The organism is Streptomyces sp. B93 (genome assembly GCF_018070565.1).
GTDB lineage: Bacteria > Actinomycetota > Actinomycetes > Streptomycetales > Streptomycetaceae > Streptomyces.
Genome location: NZ_JAGPXL010000033.1, coordinates 1 through 16,294, shown reverse-complemented (window position 1 = coordinate 16,294; position 16,294 = coordinate 1). Strand labels below are relative to the sequence as shown.

At 71.7% G+C, this 16,294-nt stretch carries 18 protein-coding genes, 1 tRNA gene, 1 pseudogene and 1 riboswitch; of the genes and pseudogenes, 14 read left to right on the top strand and 6 right to left on the bottom strand.

What is annotated here, in order from left to right; translation table 11 throughout:
* Positions 1–5: 5 nt before the first annotated feature.
* Positions 6–92, bottom strand: a tRNA-Leu gene (locus KBY47_RS26200).
* A gap of 55 nt (positions 93–147) precedes the next feature.
* The gene (gene bcp, locus KBY47_RS26195) at positions 148–615 is read right to left on the bottom strand and encodes a thioredoxin-dependent thiol peroxidase (protein WP_210924949.1); all 468 of its coding nucleotides are present in this window, start codon (positions 613–615) and stop codon (positions 148–150) included.
* Positions 616–738: 123 nt separating this feature from the next.
* Here bcp and KBY47_RS26190 point away from each other — a divergent pair, with 123 nt between their 5' ends.
* The 3 genes from KBY47_RS26190 (at position 739) to KBY47_RS26180 (ending at position 1,953) form a co-directional block, all read left to right on the top strand.
* A complete protein-coding gene (locus KBY47_RS26190; protein WP_210924947.1) occupies positions 739–1,071 on the top strand; it encodes a DUF3618 domain-containing protein in 333 nt (110 codons plus the stop codon).
* Between the two features lie 43 nt (positions 1,072–1,114).
* Positions 1,115–1,474 (top strand): co-chaperone GroES, encoded by a 360-nt coding sequence (locus KBY47_RS26185; protein ID WP_210924945.1) that lies wholly within the window; start codon positions 1,115–1,117, stop codon positions 1,472–1,474.
* 48 nt (positions 1,475–1,522) lie between these two features.
* A riboswitch (guanidine-III (ykkC-III) riboswitch) is annotated at positions 1,523–1,596 on the top strand.
* Positions 1,597–1,632: 36 nt separating this feature from the next.
* Complete coding sequence (locus KBY47_RS26180; RefSeq protein ID WP_210924943.1) at positions 1,633–1,953, top strand: multidrug efflux SMR transporter; 321 nt, start codon at positions 1,633–1,635, stop codon at positions 1,951–1,953.
* A 34-nt stretch (positions 1,954–1,987) separates the two neighbouring features.
* On the opposite strand, the gene KBY47_RS26175 is transcribed toward KBY47_RS26180, so the two are convergent.
* The gene (locus KBY47_RS26175; protein ID WP_210924941.1) at positions 1,988–4,282 is read right to left on the bottom strand and encodes a transglycosylase domain-containing protein; all 2,295 of its coding nucleotides are present in this window, start codon (positions 4,280–4,282) and stop codon (positions 1,988–1,990) included.
* A 232-nt stretch (positions 4,283–4,514) separates the two neighbouring features.
* On the opposite strand from KBY47_RS26175, the gene KBY47_RS26170 reads away from it, so the two are divergent.
* From KBY47_RS26170 to KBY47_RS26150, 5 genes are all read left to right on the top strand, one after another.
* Positions 4,515–5,285 (top strand): ABC-2 family transporter protein, encoded by a 771-nt coding sequence (locus KBY47_RS26170; RefSeq protein ID WP_210925100.1) that lies wholly within the window; start codon positions 4,515–4,517, stop codon positions 5,283–5,285.
* 49 nt (positions 5,286–5,334) lie between these two features.
* On the top strand, positions 5,335–6,099 hold the full coding sequence (locus tag KBY47_RS26165; RefSeq protein ID WP_210925090.1) for an ABC transporter permease: 765 nt from the start codon (positions 5,335–5,337) through the stop codon (positions 6,097–6,099).
* A gap of 5 nt (positions 6,100–6,104) precedes the next feature.
* The gene (locus KBY47_RS26160; RefSeq protein WP_210924939.1) at positions 6,105–7,097 is read left to right on the top strand and encodes an ATP-binding cassette domain-containing protein; all 993 of its coding nucleotides are present in this window, start codon (positions 6,105–6,107) and stop codon (positions 7,095–7,097) included.
* A gap of 34 nt (positions 7,098–7,131) precedes the next feature.
* Entirely contained in the window at positions 7,132–7,932 is an 801-nt protein-coding gene (locus KBY47_RS26155; protein WP_210924937.1) for a DUF1707 domain-containing protein, read from the top strand.
* A gap of 130 nt (positions 7,933–8,062) precedes the next feature.
* Positions 8,063–8,521, top strand: coding sequence for an SRPBCC family protein (locus KBY47_RS26150; RefSeq protein ID WP_210924935.1), 459 nt, complete (start codon positions 8,063–8,065; stop codon positions 8,519–8,521).
* A 21-nt stretch (positions 8,522–8,542) separates the two neighbouring features.
* On the opposite strand, the gene KBY47_RS26145 is transcribed toward KBY47_RS26150, so the two are convergent.
* Positions 8,543–9,883: an SGNH/GDSL hydrolase family protein gene (locus KBY47_RS26145; RefSeq protein ID WP_210924933.1), complete on the bottom strand. Its 1,341-nt coding sequence runs from the start codon at positions 9,881–9,883 to the stop codon at positions 8,543–8,545.
* A gap of 277 nt (positions 9,884–10,160) precedes the next feature.
* On the opposite strand from KBY47_RS26145, the gene KBY47_RS26140 reads away from it, so the two are divergent.
* Positions 10,161–11,549, top strand: a complete 1,389-nt coding sequence (locus KBY47_RS26140; RefSeq protein WP_374103110.1) for a DUF445 domain-containing protein — start codon at positions 10,161–10,163, stop codon at positions 11,547–11,549.
* Positions 11,550–11,568: 19 nt separating this feature from the next.
* Here KBY47_RS26140 and KBY47_RS26135 read toward each other — a convergent pair whose 3' ends face one another.
* Positions 11,569–12,018 carry a hypothetical protein gene (locus KBY47_RS26135; protein ID WP_210924931.1) on the bottom strand — a complete coding sequence of 150 codons (450 nt, stop codon included), beginning with the start codon at positions 12,016–12,018 and terminating at the stop codon, positions 11,569–11,571.
* A 151-nt stretch (positions 12,019–12,169) separates the two neighbouring features.
* Here KBY47_RS26135 and KBY47_RS26130 point away from each other — a divergent pair, with 151 nt between their 5' ends.
* From KBY47_RS26130 to KBY47_RS26110, 5 genes are all read left to right on the top strand, one after another.
* Entirely contained in the window at positions 12,170–13,126 is a 957-nt protein-coding gene (locus KBY47_RS26130; protein WP_210924929.1) for a GlxA family transcriptional regulator, read from the top strand.
* Between the two features lie 102 nt (positions 13,127–13,228).
* A complete protein-coding gene (locus tag KBY47_RS26125; protein WP_210925087.1) occupies positions 13,229–13,651 on the top strand; it encodes an Hsp20/alpha crystallin family protein in 423 nt (140 codons plus the stop codon).
* 151 nt (positions 13,652–13,802) lie between these two features.
* Entirely contained in the window at positions 13,803–14,267 is a 465-nt protein-coding gene (locus KBY47_RS26120; protein WP_374103109.1) for a DUF2267 domain-containing protein, read from the top strand.
* Positions 14,268–14,351: 84 nt separating this feature from the next.
* Positions 14,352–14,840, top strand: a complete 489-nt coding sequence (locus tag KBY47_RS26115; RefSeq protein WP_210924927.1) for a MarR family winged helix-turn-helix transcriptional regulator — start codon at positions 14,352–14,354, stop codon at positions 14,838–14,840.
* 162 nt (positions 14,841–15,002) lie between these two features.
* The gene (locus KBY47_RS26110; RefSeq protein WP_210924925.1) at positions 15,003–15,836 is read left to right on the top strand and encodes an alpha/beta fold hydrolase; all 834 of its coding nucleotides are present in this window, start codon (positions 15,003–15,005) and stop codon (positions 15,834–15,836) included.
* Positions 15,837–15,951: 115 nt separating this feature from the next.
* On the opposite strand, the pseudogene KBY47_RS26105 reads toward KBY47_RS26110, so the two are convergent.
* Positions 15,952–16,294: pseudogene (locus KBY47_RS26105) on the bottom strand (hypothetical protein); the annotation flags it as partial.

Below are 16,294 nucleotides of genomic sequence, written 5' to 3'. Positions count from 1 at the left end.
GAGGCTGGTGCGGCCGGAGGGACTCGAACCCTCACGGGAGTTACCCCACTGGGACCTAAACCCAGCGTGACTGCCAATTCCACCACGGCCGCCTGACGTTGCCCGGCCCATGCTACTGGCCGGGCAACGCTCGCAGAGCCGGGACCCTCAGATGCCGAGATCCTTGATGATCTTGGCGACATGGCCGGTCGCCTTGACGTTGTACAGGGCCCGTTCGACCTTGCCGTCCTCGTCGACGACCACCGTGGAGCGGATCACGCCGACGACCGTCTTGCCGTAGAGCTTCTTCTCGCCGAAGGCCCCGTACGCCTCCAGGACCTGCTTGTCCGGGTCGGCGAGGAGGGTGACCTTCAGGGACTCCTTGTCGCGGAACTTCGCCAGCTTCTCGGGCTTGTCCGGGGAGATGCCGATCACGTCGTACCCGGCGCCCGCGAGGACGTCGAGGTTGTCCGTGAAGTCACAGGCCTGCTTGGTGCAGCCGGGGGTCAGGGCGGCCGGGTAGAAGTACACGATGACCTTGCGGCCCAAGTGGTCGGCCAGGGACACCTCGGTGCCGTCGGCGTCGGGGAGGGTGAAGGCGGGGGCCACGTCCCCCGGCTGGAGTCGCTCGCTCATCGGGCCAGCCTAACCGGGGGTGCTGACAGTGCGGTCGGCGCCGGAACTGACAGACTGTGCGCAGCACGACAGCAGACAGCACCAGACAGCAGCAGACTTCAGCTGACTTCGGAGGCGGCAACGGTGGCGGACACGTCGGACACCAGGACCCCGGCCCAGATCGAGGCGGACATCAGGCGCCGCCGCGAGACCCTGGCCGAGACGCTCGACGAGATCGGGGTGCGGGTGCACCCGAAGACCATCGTCGGCGACGCGAAGGCGAAGGTCGCCTCCGACATCGACCGCACCCTCGGCCGGGCCTACGTCCAGGTCAACCGGGTCGTCAGCGAGGTGCGCGCGCAGTTCGTCGACGAGGACGGCGCGCCCCGCATGGAGCGGGTGCTGCCCGTCGCGCTGGTCGCCGTGGGCGTCGTGGGACTGTTCGCCCTCAGCGGCTCCCGGCGCCGTAAGCGCTGACCCGACCGGTACGGACACGGCCCAGGCAGGTAGGTTCAAAGGCGTGAGCGCCAAGAGAAACGACTCCAGCACCCCCCAGCACGACAAGCTGCCCATCCGGATGCTGCACGACCGTGTGCTCGTGCGGCAGGACACCAGCGAGGGCGAGCGGCGTTCCGGCGGCGGCATCCTGATCCCCGCCACGGCGGCCGTCGGCCGTCGGCTGGCCTGGGCGGAGGTCGTCGCCGTCGGGCAGAACGTGCGGACCGTGGAGCCCGGCGACCGGGTGCTGTTCGATCCCGAGGACCGTGCCGAGGTCGAGGTGCGGGGTGTGCCGTACGTGCTGATGCGTGAGCGCGATCTGCACGCGGTGGCCGCCGACCGCTTCGAGGGCTCGGAGGACTCGACGGGGCTTTACCTGTAGCCAGAGCGGTGCGGAAAGGGCCGGTGACCATCGTCACCGGCCCGTTTCGTCGTCCTCCGGTTACCGTGGAGGCACCGCCCGACGAGACGCGCCGTACCGGGCCAAGGCAAAGACGACGCACCGCTGTGTTGCCGTCTCTCGCCTCGGAGGTGCCCGTCATGGCCTGGGTTCTGCTGCTCGTCGCCGGTCTGCTCGAAGTCGGCTGGTCGATCGGGATGAAGTACACCGACGGTTTCACCCGGCTCGTCCCCAGTCTGTTCACCGGCGCCGGGATCGTCGCCAGCATGGTGCTGCTGTCGTACGCCGCGAAGTCCCTGCCGATCGGCACCGCCTACGGCGTGTGGGTGGGGATCGGGGCGGCCGGGTCCGCGGTGCTCGGGATGGTGGTGCTGGGCGAACCCGCCACCGCCGCGCGGATCTTCTTCGTCTGTCTGCTGCTGGTGGCGGTGGTGGGGCTCAAGGCGACCTCCGGGCACTGAGCGGGCCCCGCGGCCCCAGGGGCGTCCCGCCGCCTCACCGGCCCGGTGGGCCGCCCGCCGTCCCCGTCGTCAGCCCGCCGTCCGTGAGGCCCCCGCCGGGCCCGGTCGTCGCCGTACCGCCCTCGGTGGGGGTGGCGGGCGGGGTCTCCGTCACCGTGCCGTCGCCCGCGGTCGCGCCGCCGTCGGTGGCCGGGGCGGACCCCGTCGTCGTGCTGCCGGTCGGGGCGGTGGTCTCGTGGGTCGGGGTGCTGGGCGTGCTCGGCGTCGCCGGGCCGGTCGGTGCCTCGGAGGCCGGGGGCGCCGACGAGGGCTCCTCGGCGGGGAGGTCGACGTCCCACTCCTCCGACGCCGTCTGGAGCCGCAGGCTGAAGTCCGTCGCGGGGGTGTCCTTCAGGGCGTCCCTCGTGAACTGCGCCCAGATGTCGGCGGGCGCGCCGCCCCCGTTCATCCGGGGCAGGCCCATCGCCTTGTACAGCGGCATGTGGGCGGCGATGACCGGGTCCTGGCCCATCACGGAGACCACGGTGGCCAGGTCGGGCGTGTAGCCCGCGAACCAGGCCGCGGTGTCCTCCTCGGCGGTGCCGGTCTTGCCCGCGGCGGGCCGTCCGGCGGCCTGCGCGGCGGAGGCGGTGCCGTTCTCCACGGTGCTGCGCAGCATCGAGGTGGTGGTGTCGGCGGCCTCCCGGCTGATGGTCCGCCGGACCTGCCGGGCGGGCAGCTCGACCTCCGTGCCGTCCTTGGTGATCTTCTCGAGCAGGGTGTACGTGCCGTGCTCACCGTGGTTGGCGAGCGTCGCGTACGCCTCCGCCATGTCGAGCACGCTCGCGGTGGCGGTGCCCAGCGCCACGGAGGGGCCCTCGTGCAGTTCGGGGGTGTCGGCGGGCAGCCCCAGATCGATCGCGGTCTGCTTGACCTTGGCGGGGCCGACGTCGACGGCCATCTGCGCGTACACCGAGTTGACGGACCGGTCGGTGGCCTCCCGGACGGTGATCTCGCCGTAGTCGACGTGGTCCTCGTTCTCGGGGGCGTACGCCTCCCCGCTCCACCCCTCCACGGGGCGCTCGCTGGTGCCGTCGTAGCGCGTGTCCGGGGTGATGATGCGGCCGTCCTGGGTGCTGGCGGCGTTCTGCACGGCCGAGGCGAACACGAACGGCTTGAAGGTGGAGCCGACCTGGAAGTCCCGGCGGGTGGCGCCGTTGGTGTACTGCTTGACGTAGTCGATGCCGCCGTACAGCGCGACGACCCTGCCGGTCTTCGGGTCGACGGCGGCGCCGCCCGCGCGGACGTAGCCGTCGACCTTGCGGGCCTTGGGGTCGAGGCGCGACATCAGCTGGTCGTTCACGGCCTTCACGAAGGCGTCCTGCCGGGGCTTCTCCAGGGTGGTCGTGATCCGGTAGCCGCCGCGCTCCAGCTCCTCCGGGGTGACGACGCCGTGCTCGGCCAGGTACTGCTTGACGGCCTCCACGACATAGCCGCGCTGCCCGGACAGACCCGTGGAGACGGTGGTCTGCTTCGGCACCGGGAAGGTCAGGCCCGCCCGCTCGGCGGCGCCCAGCCAGCCCTCCTTGACCATGCCGTCCAGGACGTAGTTCCAGCGGGCCTCGGCCGGTGCCCGGTTCTCCGGGTGCGCCACGACGTCGTACTCGCTGGGCGCGTTGAGGAGCGCGGCGAGGTAGGCGCCGCGGGCCGGGTCGAGGTCGGTGGCGTCCATGCCGTAGTAGGCGTGGGCGGCGGCCTGGATGCCGTAGGCGTTGCGGCCGAAGTAGCTGGTGTTGAGGTAGCCCTCCAGGATCTGGTCCTTGGTCTCGGTGCGGTCCAGCTTGATCGCGATGAAGAACTCCTTCGCCTTGCGGGTCAGGGTCTGGTCCTGTGCGAGGTAGTAGTTCTTCACGTACTGCTGGGTGATCGTGGAGCCGGACTGCCGGCCCTTGCCGGTGGCGGTGTTCCAGGCCGCGCGGACCATCGCCTTGGGGTCGACGGCTGACTCGGTGTAGAAGTCGCGGTCCTCGGCGGCCAGCACGGCGTGCTGGGCGTCCTTGGAGACCCGGGCGAGGCGCACGCTCTCCCGGTTGACCTCGCCGTCGCGGGCGAGCTGGGAGCCGTCGGCGTAGAGGTAGACGTTGCTCTGCTTGACGGCCAGGGCGTTCGCGGACGGGATCTCGACCAGGGTGTAGCCGAGGAGGAACCCGCCGGCCAGCAGCATCACGCCGATGACGAAGGCGCCGAGCACCATGCGCCAGGTGGGGATCAGGCGGCGCCAGCCGGTGCGCTTGGGCCGCGCCGGGCGCCCCTTCTTGTCGACGCCTGGCTGCTGCGGCTGGTCGTTCATGGTGTGCGCGGGCTCCTGTGCTGTTGTTCCGCTGCGTACGTTCCGTACGCCCTCGTACGCCTTCTGCGTCCCCTGCTGAAGACTCTCGCACCAAGCGTTCCGTTCCCCGTGCGCGGCACGCGTTCGTCGGGAAAACGCGTGGCGGGGTGGGCGGGGCGGGCGTTAGGCTCCTGCGCTTCGGTGTCTTTCGGAAGGGGCGGCGGTGGGCGCGGGGCGGTTGTACCTCGCCGTCATGGTGAGCGGTTTCCGGCGGTACGCGACCTACCGGGTGGCCACGGCGGCGGGAGTGTTCACCAACACCGTCTTCGGGCTCATCCTGGCGTACACCTACCTCGCGCTGTGGGCGGAGCGGCCGCAGCTCGGCGGCTACGACCAGGCGCAGGCCGTCACCTATGTGTGGCTGGGGCAGGCGCTGTTCGCGACGCTGGCGATCCAGGGCGGCGGCTTCGAGAACGAGCTGATGGAACGCATCCGCACCGGCGAGGTCGCCATCGACCTCTACCGGCCCGCCGACCTCCAGTTGTGGTGGCTCGCCAACGACCTGGGGCGGGCCGTCTTCCAGCTGCTGGGCCGCGGGGTGCTCCCCTTCGCCTTCGGTGCGCTGGTCTTCCCGGTGGCGCTGCCCACCGATCCGCTGGTCTGGCTGGCCTGTCTGGTCGCCGTCCTCCTCGGCATGGTCGTCAGCTTCGCGATCCGGTACCTGGTGGCGCTGAGCGGGTTCTGGCTGCTCGACGGCACCGGCGTCCTCCAGATGATGATGATCACCGGGCTGTTCTGCTCGGGCATGGTGCTGCCCCTGAACGCCTTCCCCGGCGCGCTCGGCGACGCCGTGCGCACCCTGCCGTGGGCGGCGCTGCTCCAGACGCCCGCGGACGTGCTGCTCGGCCACGCCGCCCCGCTGCGGATGTTCGCCTTCCAGGCCGGGTGGGCGGTGGTGCTGCTGGCGGCGGGACGGGTGGTGCAGTCGGCGGCGACGCGGCGGGTGGTGGTGCAGGGTGGCTGAGACCGGCCGTCTGGTGACGGGACTGCGCGCCTATGGGCTGATCGCCGGGATGTGGATCCGCTCCACCATGGCCTACCGGGCCTCCTTCGCGATGACCCTGCTCGGCAACCTGCTGATCACCGGTCTCGACTTCCTCGCCATCGTGCTGATGTTCGCGCAGGTCGACGCGCTCGGCGGCTACACCCTGCCCGAGGTCGCCCTGCTCTACGGCCTGTCCGCCACCTCCTTCGGCCTGGCCGACCTGGCGTTCGGCTCGGTGGGCCGGATCGGCGGCCGGGTGCGCGACGGCACGCTGGACACGCTGCTGGTCCGCCCCGCCCCCGTGCTGGCGCAGGTCGCCGCCGACCGGTTCGCGGTGCGCCGGATCGGCCGGGTGGTGCAGGGCGCGCTGGTGCTGGGCTATGCGCTGGCCTCCCTCGACCTCGACTGGACCTGGCAGAAGGCGCTGCTGATGCCGGTGATGATCGCCAGCGGCGCCGGGATCTTCTGCGCGCTGCTGGTGGCGGGGGCGGCGTTCCAGTTCGTGGCGCAGGACGCGGCGGAGGTGCAGAGCGCGTTCACCTACGGTGGCACGACGATGCTCCAGTACCCGCCGACCGTGTTCGGCAGGGACATGCTGCGCTCGGTGACGTTCGTGCTGCCGCTGGCCTTCGTCAACTGGCTGCCCGCCGCCTACGTCCTGGGGCGGTCGTACCCGCTGGGGCTGCCGCGGTGGGTGGCGTTCCTGCCGCCGGGGGTGGCGGTGGCGTGCTGCGCGCTGGCGGGCCTGGCGTGGCGGGCGGGGTTGCGGTCGTACCGGAGTACGGGGAGCTGAGGGCTGTGGACGGACACTTCACCGAGCGGGACCGGAGTCACTTCATCGAACTCGACCGGGTGGAGAAGGTCTTCGACGTACGCCGGAAGACCGGGTTCATGCGGCGGGAGCGGCGCCAGGTGCGGGCGGTGGACTCGCTGTCGTTCACCGTGGCGCGCGGCGAGATGGTCGGCTACATCGGGCCGAACGGCGCCGGGAAGTCGACGACGATCAAGATGCTGACCGGCATCCTGACGCCGACCGGTGGACGGCTGCGGGTCGCGGGCATCGACCCGCAGCGGGAGCGCACCCGCCTGGCGCACCGGATAGGGGTGGTGTTCGGGCAGCGTACGACGCTGTGGTGGGACCTGCCGCTGATCGACTCCTACCGGCTGATGCACCGTATGTACCGCATCCCCGGCGCCCGTTACCGGCGGAACCTGGACCGCCTGGTCGAACTGCTCGACCTGGGCGCCCTGTTGGACGTGCCCGTGCGGCAGCTGTCGCTGGGGCAGCGGATGCGGGGCGACATCGCGGCGGCGCTGCTGCACGACCCCGAGGTGCTGTACCTCGACGAGCCGACGATCGGTCTGGACGTCGTGTCGAAGGCGAAGGTCCGCGCCTTCCTGCGGGACCTGAACGCCGAACGCGGTACGACGGTGCTGCTGACCACGCACGACCTCCAGGACATCGAGCAGCTCTGCTCCCGCGTCATGGTCATCGACCACGGGCGCCTGATGTACGACGGCCCGCTGGCCGGGCTGCACGAGGCGGGGGAGAGCGAGCGGACCCTTGTGGTGGACCTGGAACGGGAGCTGCCGCCGATCGACGCCCCGGCGCCCGCGCGGGTGGTACGGGTGGAAGGGCCCCGGCAGTGGCTGGCGTTCCCGGCGTCGGAGTCGGCGGCGGCGCTGGTGGGGCGGATCGCCGCGGAGTACCCGCTGGTCGACCTGTCCGTGCGGGAGCCCGACATCGAGGCCGTCATCGCGCGGATGTACGAGGAGCGGGCGACGGCGTAGTCGCGGGCGGGGTGCAGTCCGTAGGCTGAGTCCCATGACCGACGATGCCCCGGAACTGCGCGCCTCCGACGCCGATCGTGAACGAGTCGCCGAGGTCCTGCGGGACGCCCTCGCGGAGGGCCGCCTCGACATGGCGGAGTTCGACGAGCGGCTCGACGCGACGTACAAGGCGCGTACGTACGGGGAGCTGGCGCCGATCACCAGGGACCTGCCCGCCGCCGGAGGTGCCCAGACCCTCCCCGCGACGTCCCTGTCCAAGGAGGCGGCGGCCAGCGGCGACTGGTCCGGGCGGATCGTCGGGGGCGAGGGCTCGTCCAGGTGGGGCGTCGCCGTCATGTCCGGCTTCCAGCGCAAGGGGCGCTGGACCGCGCCGCGCCGTTTCAACTCCTTCGCCTTCTGGGGCGGCGGTGAGATCGATCTGCGCGAGGCCAACTTCGCCGACCGCGAGGTCGTCGTGAACTGCGTCGCGATCATGGGCGGGATCAATGTGGTCGTGCCGCCCGGCGTCGACGTCGAGGTCCGCGGCATCGGCGTCATGGGCGGCTTCGACCAGCGCGAGGACGGTGCCCCGGGCGACCCCGGCGCGCCCCGCGTGATCGTCACCGGGTTCGCCTTCTGGGGCGGCGTCGGCGTCGAGCGCAAGGTCACCCGCGCCGAGCGCCGCCGGTTGAAGGAGGAACGCCGCGCGGCCCGACACGAGCTGCGTGGCACGGCGGAGGGCCCGTCGTCCCGCGAGGAGATCGCGGAGAGCCACCACCGCATGCTGGAGAACCACCGCGACTTCGCCCACGGCCTGCACGAACAGCGGCGGCGCGAGCGACGCGAGGACCGCTAGGACCGGGGCCGGGGGGGGCGTTCGCTGAGACAGCGCCGCCGATTCTGCCTACGCTCGGTGCGGAGGTCGTTTCCCACCTCCTCGAGGGCGGCCGTGGCGCACCGCCGCGGCCCAGGCCATGGGAGTGCCCATGTCAGGTCAGTTCGAAGCGACGGTGGACATCAACCGCCCCATCGACAAGGTGTTCGACTATCTCGCCGACGGCCGGAACGACCCCCAGTTCAGCCCCCGTGTCCAGCGCATCGAACGCGTCCCCGACGCCCCCACCACCGTGGGCACCCTCTTCCGGAGCACCGTCAAGGACGCCGGGATGAAGACCGCCCGTGAGTTCCGCATCACCGACCTCCAGGCCCCGGCGCGGATCCGGTGGACCGAGACCTCCAAGAACACCGTCACCGTCCGCGAAGGCGGCTACGACCTGGTGGCCCTCCCCGGCGGAGGCACCCAGGTCCGCATCTTCAACGAACTGGAGGGCCACGGCGTCGGCAAGCTGCTCGTCGGCCTGGCCCTCGCCGCCGCCCGCCGGGACGCCCCCGCCTTCGGCACCCGCATCAGGACGGCGGCCGAGGCGGCGATCGCCGCTCCCTGAACCGGCGACGGCCGACGACGACTACAGCTCCGCGGGCGCCGCCCCCGTCAGGTCCTCCATCCGCACCGTCTCCGCCATCCGCGCGAACCCCTTGTCGCTGGGGTGCAGATGGTCCCCGGAGTCGTAGTCGGACCGGAACCGCCGCGGGTCGTAGGGGTCCCGGAGCGCCTTGTCGAAGTCGGCGTACGCGTCGAAGACCCGCCCCGCGCGGATCTCGGCGTTGACCCGCTGCCGTACCTCCTCGCGCGCCTCCGTGTAGCCCCGGTGCCCGAGGAAGGGCATGAGCGTCGCCCCGACGACCTTGACGCCCCGCGCGTGCGCCTGCCGCACCAGCGTCCGCAGCCCGTCGAGGATCTCCTCGGAGTCGTGCTCGGGCCGCGCGGGCAGCGGGTTGCGCAGGATGTCGTTGACGCCGAGATCGATGACGACGACCTTGACGTTGGTCCGGGACAGCACGTCCCGCTCGAACCGGTTGAGCCCACTGGGGTTGTCCGCGGGCCGCCCCAGCCCGTCCGCGAGGACCCGGTTGCCGCTGATGCCCTGGTTCACGACGCCGTAGCGCGGCACGTCCGCGCCGTCCTCGGCGGCCTCCCGCAACCGGTCGGCGAGCACGTCCGGCCACCGCCGGTTCTCGCCCAGGGCGGAGCTGATCCCGTCGGTGAGGGAGTCCCCGAAGGCGACGACGGTCCCGTCGGACTCCCGGCTGAGCACGTCGAGCGCGGTCAGGTACCGCCAGGCCTCCACCTGCCCGGTGTACGGGACCCCGGTCGGGTCGTTCGCGTGGGCGCCCCGCGCGGTGTACGAGATCTGCCGGGAGTTCGGGTGCCAGGTGACCGGTCCGGCCCCGTCGGGGGAGTACGTGGTGACCAGGACGTCGGTGTCGTGCGGCACGCGCAGCCGGACGGCGTCGCTGGTCACCTGCTGTCCGGCCGGTACGACGACGGTCGGGGCGCCCCCGAAGGTCAGCCGCCGCATGGTGCCGGGTACGGCGGCGGCCGTGCCGTCGGCGCTCAGGGCGAGGGTGGCGTGGGTGAGGCTCAGCGGTCGCTGGCCGTAGAGATTGGACAGCGTCACGCGGGCACTCGTCCCCCCGACGCTGGTGTGCACGACGTTGCGGACGGAGACCCCGGCCAGGCCGGTCGTCTCGGTGCCGGGCTCGGCGGCGGCCGGGGAGGCCGACCAGGAGCCGACCCAGGTACCGGCGGAGGCGGGCGCCGCGGAGTTGTGCGGGGCGCGGCTCCCGGCGTCGGGAAGCCGCCGCGTGCCGTCGTCGAAGGAGACCCCGACGTATATGGCCGTGGACACGGCGACGACCAGCGCGACGATGGCGGCGAGCAAGGCATAACCGTGTTGCCTGGTCATGCGGTGCGGGTCTCCTCGGGAGGTACGGAGCCCAGTCTCCTGGGGCCCCGAAGCGATCAACCCCATGATGAGGCATGGAGCGGAGGGAAGATGAACAGGACCCCCCATTGGGCCACAGGCGTTCCACGGTGAACTTCCCCGACCGGACAGACGCCGGGAACTCTCGTTTCGTTCCGGGAGTAGGACAGGAAGGGACAATGTCGGCCAGGGCTGGTGCGGTGGCCGGTGTGGTGAAGGCGGACGGGTGGAGCGGATGGAACGGCGGCGGACGGACGGCATGAGGACTACGGCCGCCGGGAGAGCGAATACCGGGGCCGGGACGGCTGAGACCGGGGCCGGGACCGGGACGGCTGAGGCGGCGACCGCGGGCGGCACCGGCGTGCCCGTCTCCGCCGCCCGCGCCATGACCACCTTCAGCGCCGCCGACGAGGAGAAGCGCCGCGGCGTACGCCGGATGAAGCTCACGGCGACCGGCCTGCTGCTCTTCGTCGCGGTGGTGTACGCCCTCGCCGAGTGGGCCGCGCACGCGGGCGCGGGCGCCTGGGCCGGTTATGTCGCCGCGGCCGCCGAGGCGGGCATGGTCGGCGCGCTCGCCGACTGGTTCGCGGTGACCGCCCTGTTCCGGCACCCGCTGGGCATCCCCATCCCGCACACCGCGATCATCCCCAACAAGAAGGACCAGCTCGGCGTCTCGCTCGGCGAGTTCGTCGGCGAGAACTTCCTCTCCGAGGACGTCGTACGGCAGCGACTGCGCGCCGTCGGCATCGGCAGCAGACTCGGCGCCTGGCTCGCCGAGCCCGAGCACGCGGACCGGGTGACGGCGGAGCTGGCGACTGCCCTGCGCGGCGCCCTGACCGTGCTGCGCGACACCGACGTCCAGGCCGTCGTCGGCGAGGCCATCACCCGGCGCGCCGACGCCCGCGAGATCGCCCCGGGCCTCGGCAAGATGCTGGAGAAGGTCGTCGCGGACGGCGGCCACAAACGCGTCGTCGACCTCGTCGTCAGCCGCGCCCACGACTGGCTGGTGCTGCACAGCCAGGACGTCATGGTCGCCGTGGAGGGCGGCGCGCCCGGCTGGACGCCGAGGTTCGTGGACAAGCGGATCGGCGAGCGGGTCTACAAGGAACTGCTGCGCTTCGTCACCGAGATGCGCGACATGCCCTCGCACCCGGCGCGCGGCGCCCTGGACCGCTTCCTCACCGACTTCGCCTCCGACCTCCAGTCCGACACGGACACCCGCGCGCGGGTCGAGCGCCTCAAGAGCGACGTGCTCGCGCGGGGCGAGGTCCAGGACCTGATCGCGTCGGCCTGGACCGCCGTACGCGCCATGATCGTGTCGGCCGCCGAGGACGAGCGCAGCGAGCTACGGCTGCGGGTGCGGGCCTCGCTGCTGTCGCTGGGCGCCCGGATGGCCGCCGAGCCGTCGATGCAGGGCAAGGTGGACCGCTGGGTCGAGGGCGCGGCGGTGCACGTGGTGACGACGTACCGCGGGGAGATCACGTCCCTGATCACGGACACCGTGGCCGGGTGGGACGCCGGGCACACCACCAAGAAGATCGAGGCGCACATCGGCCGCGACCTCCAGTTCATCCGGATCAACGGCACCGTGGTGGGGTCGCTGGCGGGCCTGCTGATCTACACGGTGGCGCGGGCGCTGGGGGCGTAGGGACGCCGGCCGGGGGCGCTCAGGCGCCGGTGGTCGACCCCGGCCGGACGATCATCAGCACCGTCACGGTCGCCCACAGCAGATTGAACATCCCGGTGAACATGGCCAGCCGGGCGGTCGTCGCACGCGTCCCGCCGCCCTCCACGAAGACCTCCTGCCGGGGCAGCACCAGCACGACCAGGACGAGGGCGGCGAGCGTGGTCAGCGCGATCGACACGATCAGCCAGGCGTCACCCATGACCCCCATGGCACTCGCCGTCCCGAACCCGAACACGGGCACGGCGATGCCTACGGCGGCGTAGACCCGGCAGATCCGGTGCAGCAGCCGCACCGTCCCGGCGGCCTGGACGTCGTCGGGGGCGTCCAGGGCACGGCGGGCGGCGGGCGGGAACATGCTGGCGGCGACGGTCACCGGCCCGATCGCGACGATCGCGGCGATGACATGCACGGCGAGGAGGAACTTGGTCACGGCCCGACGGTAGGGCCCCGGACGATCACCGGGAAGCGGCAGGATTGCCACCACCCAACGGATTCCCGCCATACGCTTCTGACAGGCACCTCACCCCACGTAGCTGATGGAGGAGGTTGGCGAGAACCCGTCACCCCCATACTCTCCTGCCATGCACACCGTTGCCGTACTCGCCCTGGACGGGGTCGTCCCGTTCGACCTCTCCGCCCCCGTCGACACCTTCGGCTGGGCCCGGCTGCCGGACGGCCGGGAGGCGTACCGGGTGAAGGTGGTCTCGGCCGGGGAGGAGGTGAGCGCGGGTCTGTTCACGGTCCGGGCGCCCTACGGCCTCGAGACGCTGGCCGAGGCCGACACGATCATCCTGCCCGGCGTCGAGGAGCCGCCCGACCCGCTGCCGCCGGGCGTCACCGAGGCGCTGTGCGCGGCGGCGGCGAACGGCACACGCATCGCCTCCGTCTGCGTCGGCGCGTTCCTCTTCGCGGCCACCGGCCTGCTGGACGGCCTGCGCGCCACCACGCACTGGTTCGCCGCGCCCGACCTCGCCGCCCGCTACCCGAAGGTCACCGTCGACCCGAACGTCCTCTACGTCGACAACGGCCAGTTCCTCACCTCGGCGGGCGCCGCCGCGGCCCTGGACATGTGCCTGCACATGATCCGCAAGGACTACGGCTCCGCGGTCGCCGCCCACACCGCGCGGATGTCGGTGATGCCGCTGGAACGGGAGGGCGGCCAGGCCCAGTTCATCGTCCAGGACCCGCCCAGGCCCCCGGCCCCCGCGGGCGCGGCCCTGGAACCCCTCCTCCGCTGGCTGGAGGAGCACTGTGACCGAGACCTGACCCTGGACGACATGGCGGCCCGGGCGGGCATGAGCACCCGCACCCTGAACCGCCGCTTCCGCGAACAGACCGGCACGACGCCGCTCCAGTGGCTGCACCGCGCGCGGGTGCGCCGCGCCCAGCACCTGCTGGAGACCACGGCGTACTCCGTGGACCGGATCGCCGCGCAGGCGGGCTTCGGCTCACCGACCGCCTTCCGTGAACGCTTCCGCCGGGTGGTCGGCACCAGCCCGCAGGGCTACCGGAGGGCTTTCCGGACTCACCAAACCTGAGTCGGGGCTTGTCAACTCACCGCCGCCGAGTTATATAACTACACGTAGGGCATCGCAGCGGCACACAACGCCTGATGAGAGGAGAGAAAGGAGTTGACCGTGATGCTCATGCGCACCGACCCCTTCCGTGAGTTCGACCGTCTCGCCCAGCAGGTCCTGGGCTCCGCCACCCGCCCCACGGCGATGGCGATGGACGCCTACCGCTCCGGGGACGACTTCATCGTCCACTTCGACCTCCCCGGCATCGACCCCGAGACGATCGAGCTGGACATCGAACGCAACGTCCTCAACGTCCGCGCCGAGCGCCGCAACCCCGCCCCCGAGGGCGCGGAGATGATCGCCGCCGAGCGCCCCACGGGTACCTTCACCCGTCAGCTCTTCCTCGGCGACACCCTCGACACGGAACGCGTGGACGCCTCCTACGACGCGGGCGTCCTCACCCTGCGCATCCCCGTGGCGGAGGCGGCCAAGCCCCGCCGCATCCAGATCACCGGCGGCAGCGACCGCAAGCAGCTGAGCGGCTGAGCCCGCTCACCAGCCGCGTCCCGTGGACCGGGCACCCCGCCCCACGGGACGCGGCCCCTTGCTGCCCGCTGCCCCCGCCCGCCGCCACCCTTCCCGCCCCCTTCTCACTCCCTTCCCGCCCCCTTCCCGACAACGGACCGGAGGAGGACCCATGACCACGATGACGATGCCGACCCCACGCACCCCCGCCCCCACCTCCACCCCCACCGAAGCCTCCCCGGCCTGGGCGGCACTGGTCGAAGCCGTACGGGAAGCGGGCCAGTACGCCACCCCCGCGGAGGCGGAACGCATCACCCGCACCGTCCTCTCCGCCCTCGGCGGCCACGTCACCGGCGAGGAACGGGTGGCGCTGGCCCACTCCCTCCCGCACGAGGCGGCCCGCCTCATAGCCGCCGAGATCCCGGCCACCCACCCCCTCACGGCCGCCGAGTTCGTCGACTCCGTCGCCGCCCGCCTGGAGGACACGCCCCCGGCGACGGCCCGCTGGCACGTCAGCTCGGTCCTGACGACCCTCCCCAGGCTGGTACCCGACGAGGTGATCGACGACGTCCTCACCCAACTCCCGCCGGGGTACGCCCTCCTGTTCGGCAGAGCGGAACTGGCGCCGACGCTCTGAACACCAGGCATGTGGGCGTGTTCCTCGCGCACGAGGAGCACGCCCACGTGGGCATCGCGGACGCCGAAGGGTACGGTGGCTCGCATGACCGACCCGGACCCCGAGCCAACTCCCGTCGGCCCCGGGCCCCAACTGCTGGACGACCGGATGTGCTTCGTGCTCTACGCCGCGTCGCGCGCGGTCACCGGGGTGTACCGGCCGCTGCTGGACGGCCTCGGCCTCACGTACCCCCAGTACCTGGTCCTGCTGGCCCTGTGGGAGCGCGGCGAGCTGTCGGTCAAGCAACTGGGGGCGATGCTCTACCTCGACTACGGCACCCTGACGCCGCTGCTGAAACGCCTGGAGACCAACGGGCTGATCCGCAGGGAGCGGCGCCCGGACGACGAGCGAACGGTGACGATCACGCTGACCGCCGACGGGATCGCGATGCGGGAGCGCGCCCGGGACATTCCGGGGAAGATCGGCGAGGCCATGGGGATGGGGCCGGACACCGCCGAGGAGTTCGAGAACGCCCGGACCGTGCTGCTCGGCATGATCGACAGGATCAACCGAGGCGGTTCCCCGCGGAGGTGACCGCGGTCGTCGATGTCTGAGAGCGGCTCAGGAAGAAGCCGTTCACCATTGCGCCCTATTAAGTTGCGCACGATGTAATTGCACACTCTTTAATTTTGGACTATGTTCTCCGACAGGGCAGCAGCCCCCGCACCACCCACCCAACGAGAGGCAGTGATCACCATGCCGTTCATCACCGTCGGCCAGGAGAACTCCACCAACATCGACCTCTACTACGAGGACCACGGCACCGGACAGCCGGTCGTGCTGATCCACGGCTACCCGCTCGACGGTCACTCCTGGGAGAAGCAGGCCGCCGCCCTGCTGGAGGCCGGCTACCGCGTCATCACCTACGACCGCCGCGGGTTCGGCCGCTCCAGCCAGCCCACCACCGGCTACGACTACGACACCTTCGCCGCCGACCTGAACACCGTCCTGGAGACCCTCGACCTCAACGACGCCGTCCTCGTCGGCTTCTCCATGGGCACCGGTGAAGTCGGCCGCTACCTCGGCACCTACGGCTCCGCCCGGGTTGCCAAGGCGGCCTTCCTCGCCTCCCTGGAACCGTTCCTGCTCAAGACCGACGACAACCCCGGGGGTGTCGACGGGAGCGTCTTCGAGGGCATCAAGCAGGCCGTCACCGCCGACCGGTACGCCTACTTCACCGCCTTCTACCAGGACTTCTACAACCTCGACGAGAACCTCGGCACGCGCATCAGCGAGGAGGCCGTCCGCAACAGCTGGAACGTGGCCGCCGGCGCCTCCTGGTACGCCTCCCTGGCCTGCGTCTCCACCTGGACCACCGACTTCCGCACCGACATCCCGAAGGTCGCCGTACCCGCGCTGATCCTGCACGGCACCGCCGACCGCATCCTCCCGATCGAGGCCACCGGGGAGCCCTTCCACCAGGCGCTCCCGCAGGCCGACTACGTGGTCATCGAGGGCGCCCCGCACGGACTGCTGTGGACCCACGCCCAGGAGGTCACCGACGCCCTCCTCGCCTTTCTGGCCAAGTAGGACGCGCCGCCCGGCCCCCTCCGGCCGGGCGGCCCACCGGAAGACGGGCCCCGCTCCCTCAGCGCCCTGGGCAGCGGTGCCCGCCCGGCGCGGCAGGCGCGGCCCGTGACACGGCCTACCGAAGCTGCCCGGAGCCGCCGCCCTGCCCCCGCCGAGCCCGCAACTCCCCCCGGTACCCGGCCCCGACGGCACACCCCACCCCGGCCAACGCCAGCCCGAACACCACGGGATTGACGTACGACGGCACCTCGCCGCTGTCGTACCGCCCTCCGTCGCTGGTCACACACTCGAACCCCAGCGGCAGCCAGCTCACGTCGTAGTCCACGACCCGCATCCACTGCTCGTTCTGCTCCGGCGTGCCATCGCGCCGACACGACCCGATCGGCGAGGAACTGGTCCCCCCGTCCTCCGCCTCCAACACGGCCCCGCCCACGTACAGCACCCCCCACAGATACATG

Bases quoted from the DNA above. Each gene is read 5' to 3' on its own strand.
- KBY47_RS26140 (WP_374103110.1), top strand. From the start codon at position 10,161: ATGAGGACTACGGCCGCCGGGAGAGCGAATACCGGGGCCGGGACGGCT.
- KBY47_RS26180 (WP_210924943.1), top strand. From the start codon at position 1,633: ATGGCCTGGGTTCTGCTGCTCGTCGCCGGTCTGCTCGAAGTCGGCTGG.
- KBY47_RS26170 (WP_210925100.1), top strand. From the start codon at position 4,515: ATGGTGAGCGGTTTCCGGCGGTACGCGACCTACCGGGTGGCCACGGCG.
- KBY47_RS26175 (WP_210924941.1), bottom strand. From the start codon at position 4,282: ATGAACGACCAGCCGCAGCAGCCAGGCGTCGACAAGAAGGGGCGCCCG.
- KBY47_RS26120 (WP_374103109.1), top strand. From the start codon at position 13,803: ATGACCACGATGACGATGCCGACCCCACGCACCCCCGCCCCCACCTCC.
- KBY47_RS26115 (WP_210924927.1), top strand. From the start codon at position 14,352: ATGACCGACCCGGACCCCGAGCCAACTCCCGTCGGCCCCGGGCCCCAA.
- KBY47_RS26130 (WP_210924929.1), top strand. From the start codon at position 12,170: ATGCACACCGTTGCCGTACTCGCCCTGGACGGGGTCGTCCCGTTCGAC.
- KBY47_RS26155 (WP_210924937.1), top strand. From the start codon at position 7,132: ATGACCGACGATGCCCCGGAACTGCGCGCCTCCGACGCCGATCGTGAA.
- KBY47_RS26110 (WP_210924925.1), top strand. From the start codon at position 15,003: ATGCCGTTCATCACCGTCGGCCAGGAGAACTCCACCAACATCGACCTC.
- KBY47_RS26150 (WP_210924935.1), top strand. From the start codon at position 8,063: ATGTCAGGTCAGTTCGAAGCGACGGTGGACATCAACCGCCCCATCGAC.
- KBY47_RS26125 (WP_210925087.1), top strand. From the start codon at position 13,229: ATGCTCATGCGCACCGACCCCTTCCGTGAGTTCGACCGTCTCGCCCAG.
- KBY47_RS26145 (WP_210924933.1), bottom strand. From the start codon at position 9,883: ATGACCAGGCAACACGGTTATGCCTTGCTCGCCGCCATCGTCGCGCTG.
- bcp (WP_210924949.1), bottom strand. From the start codon at position 615: ATGAGCGAGCGACTCCAGCCGGGGGACGTGGCCCCCGCCTTCACCCTC.
- KBY47_RS26165 (WP_210925090.1), top strand. From the start codon at position 5,335: ATGTGGATCCGCTCCACCATGGCCTACCGGGCCTCCTTCGCGATGACC.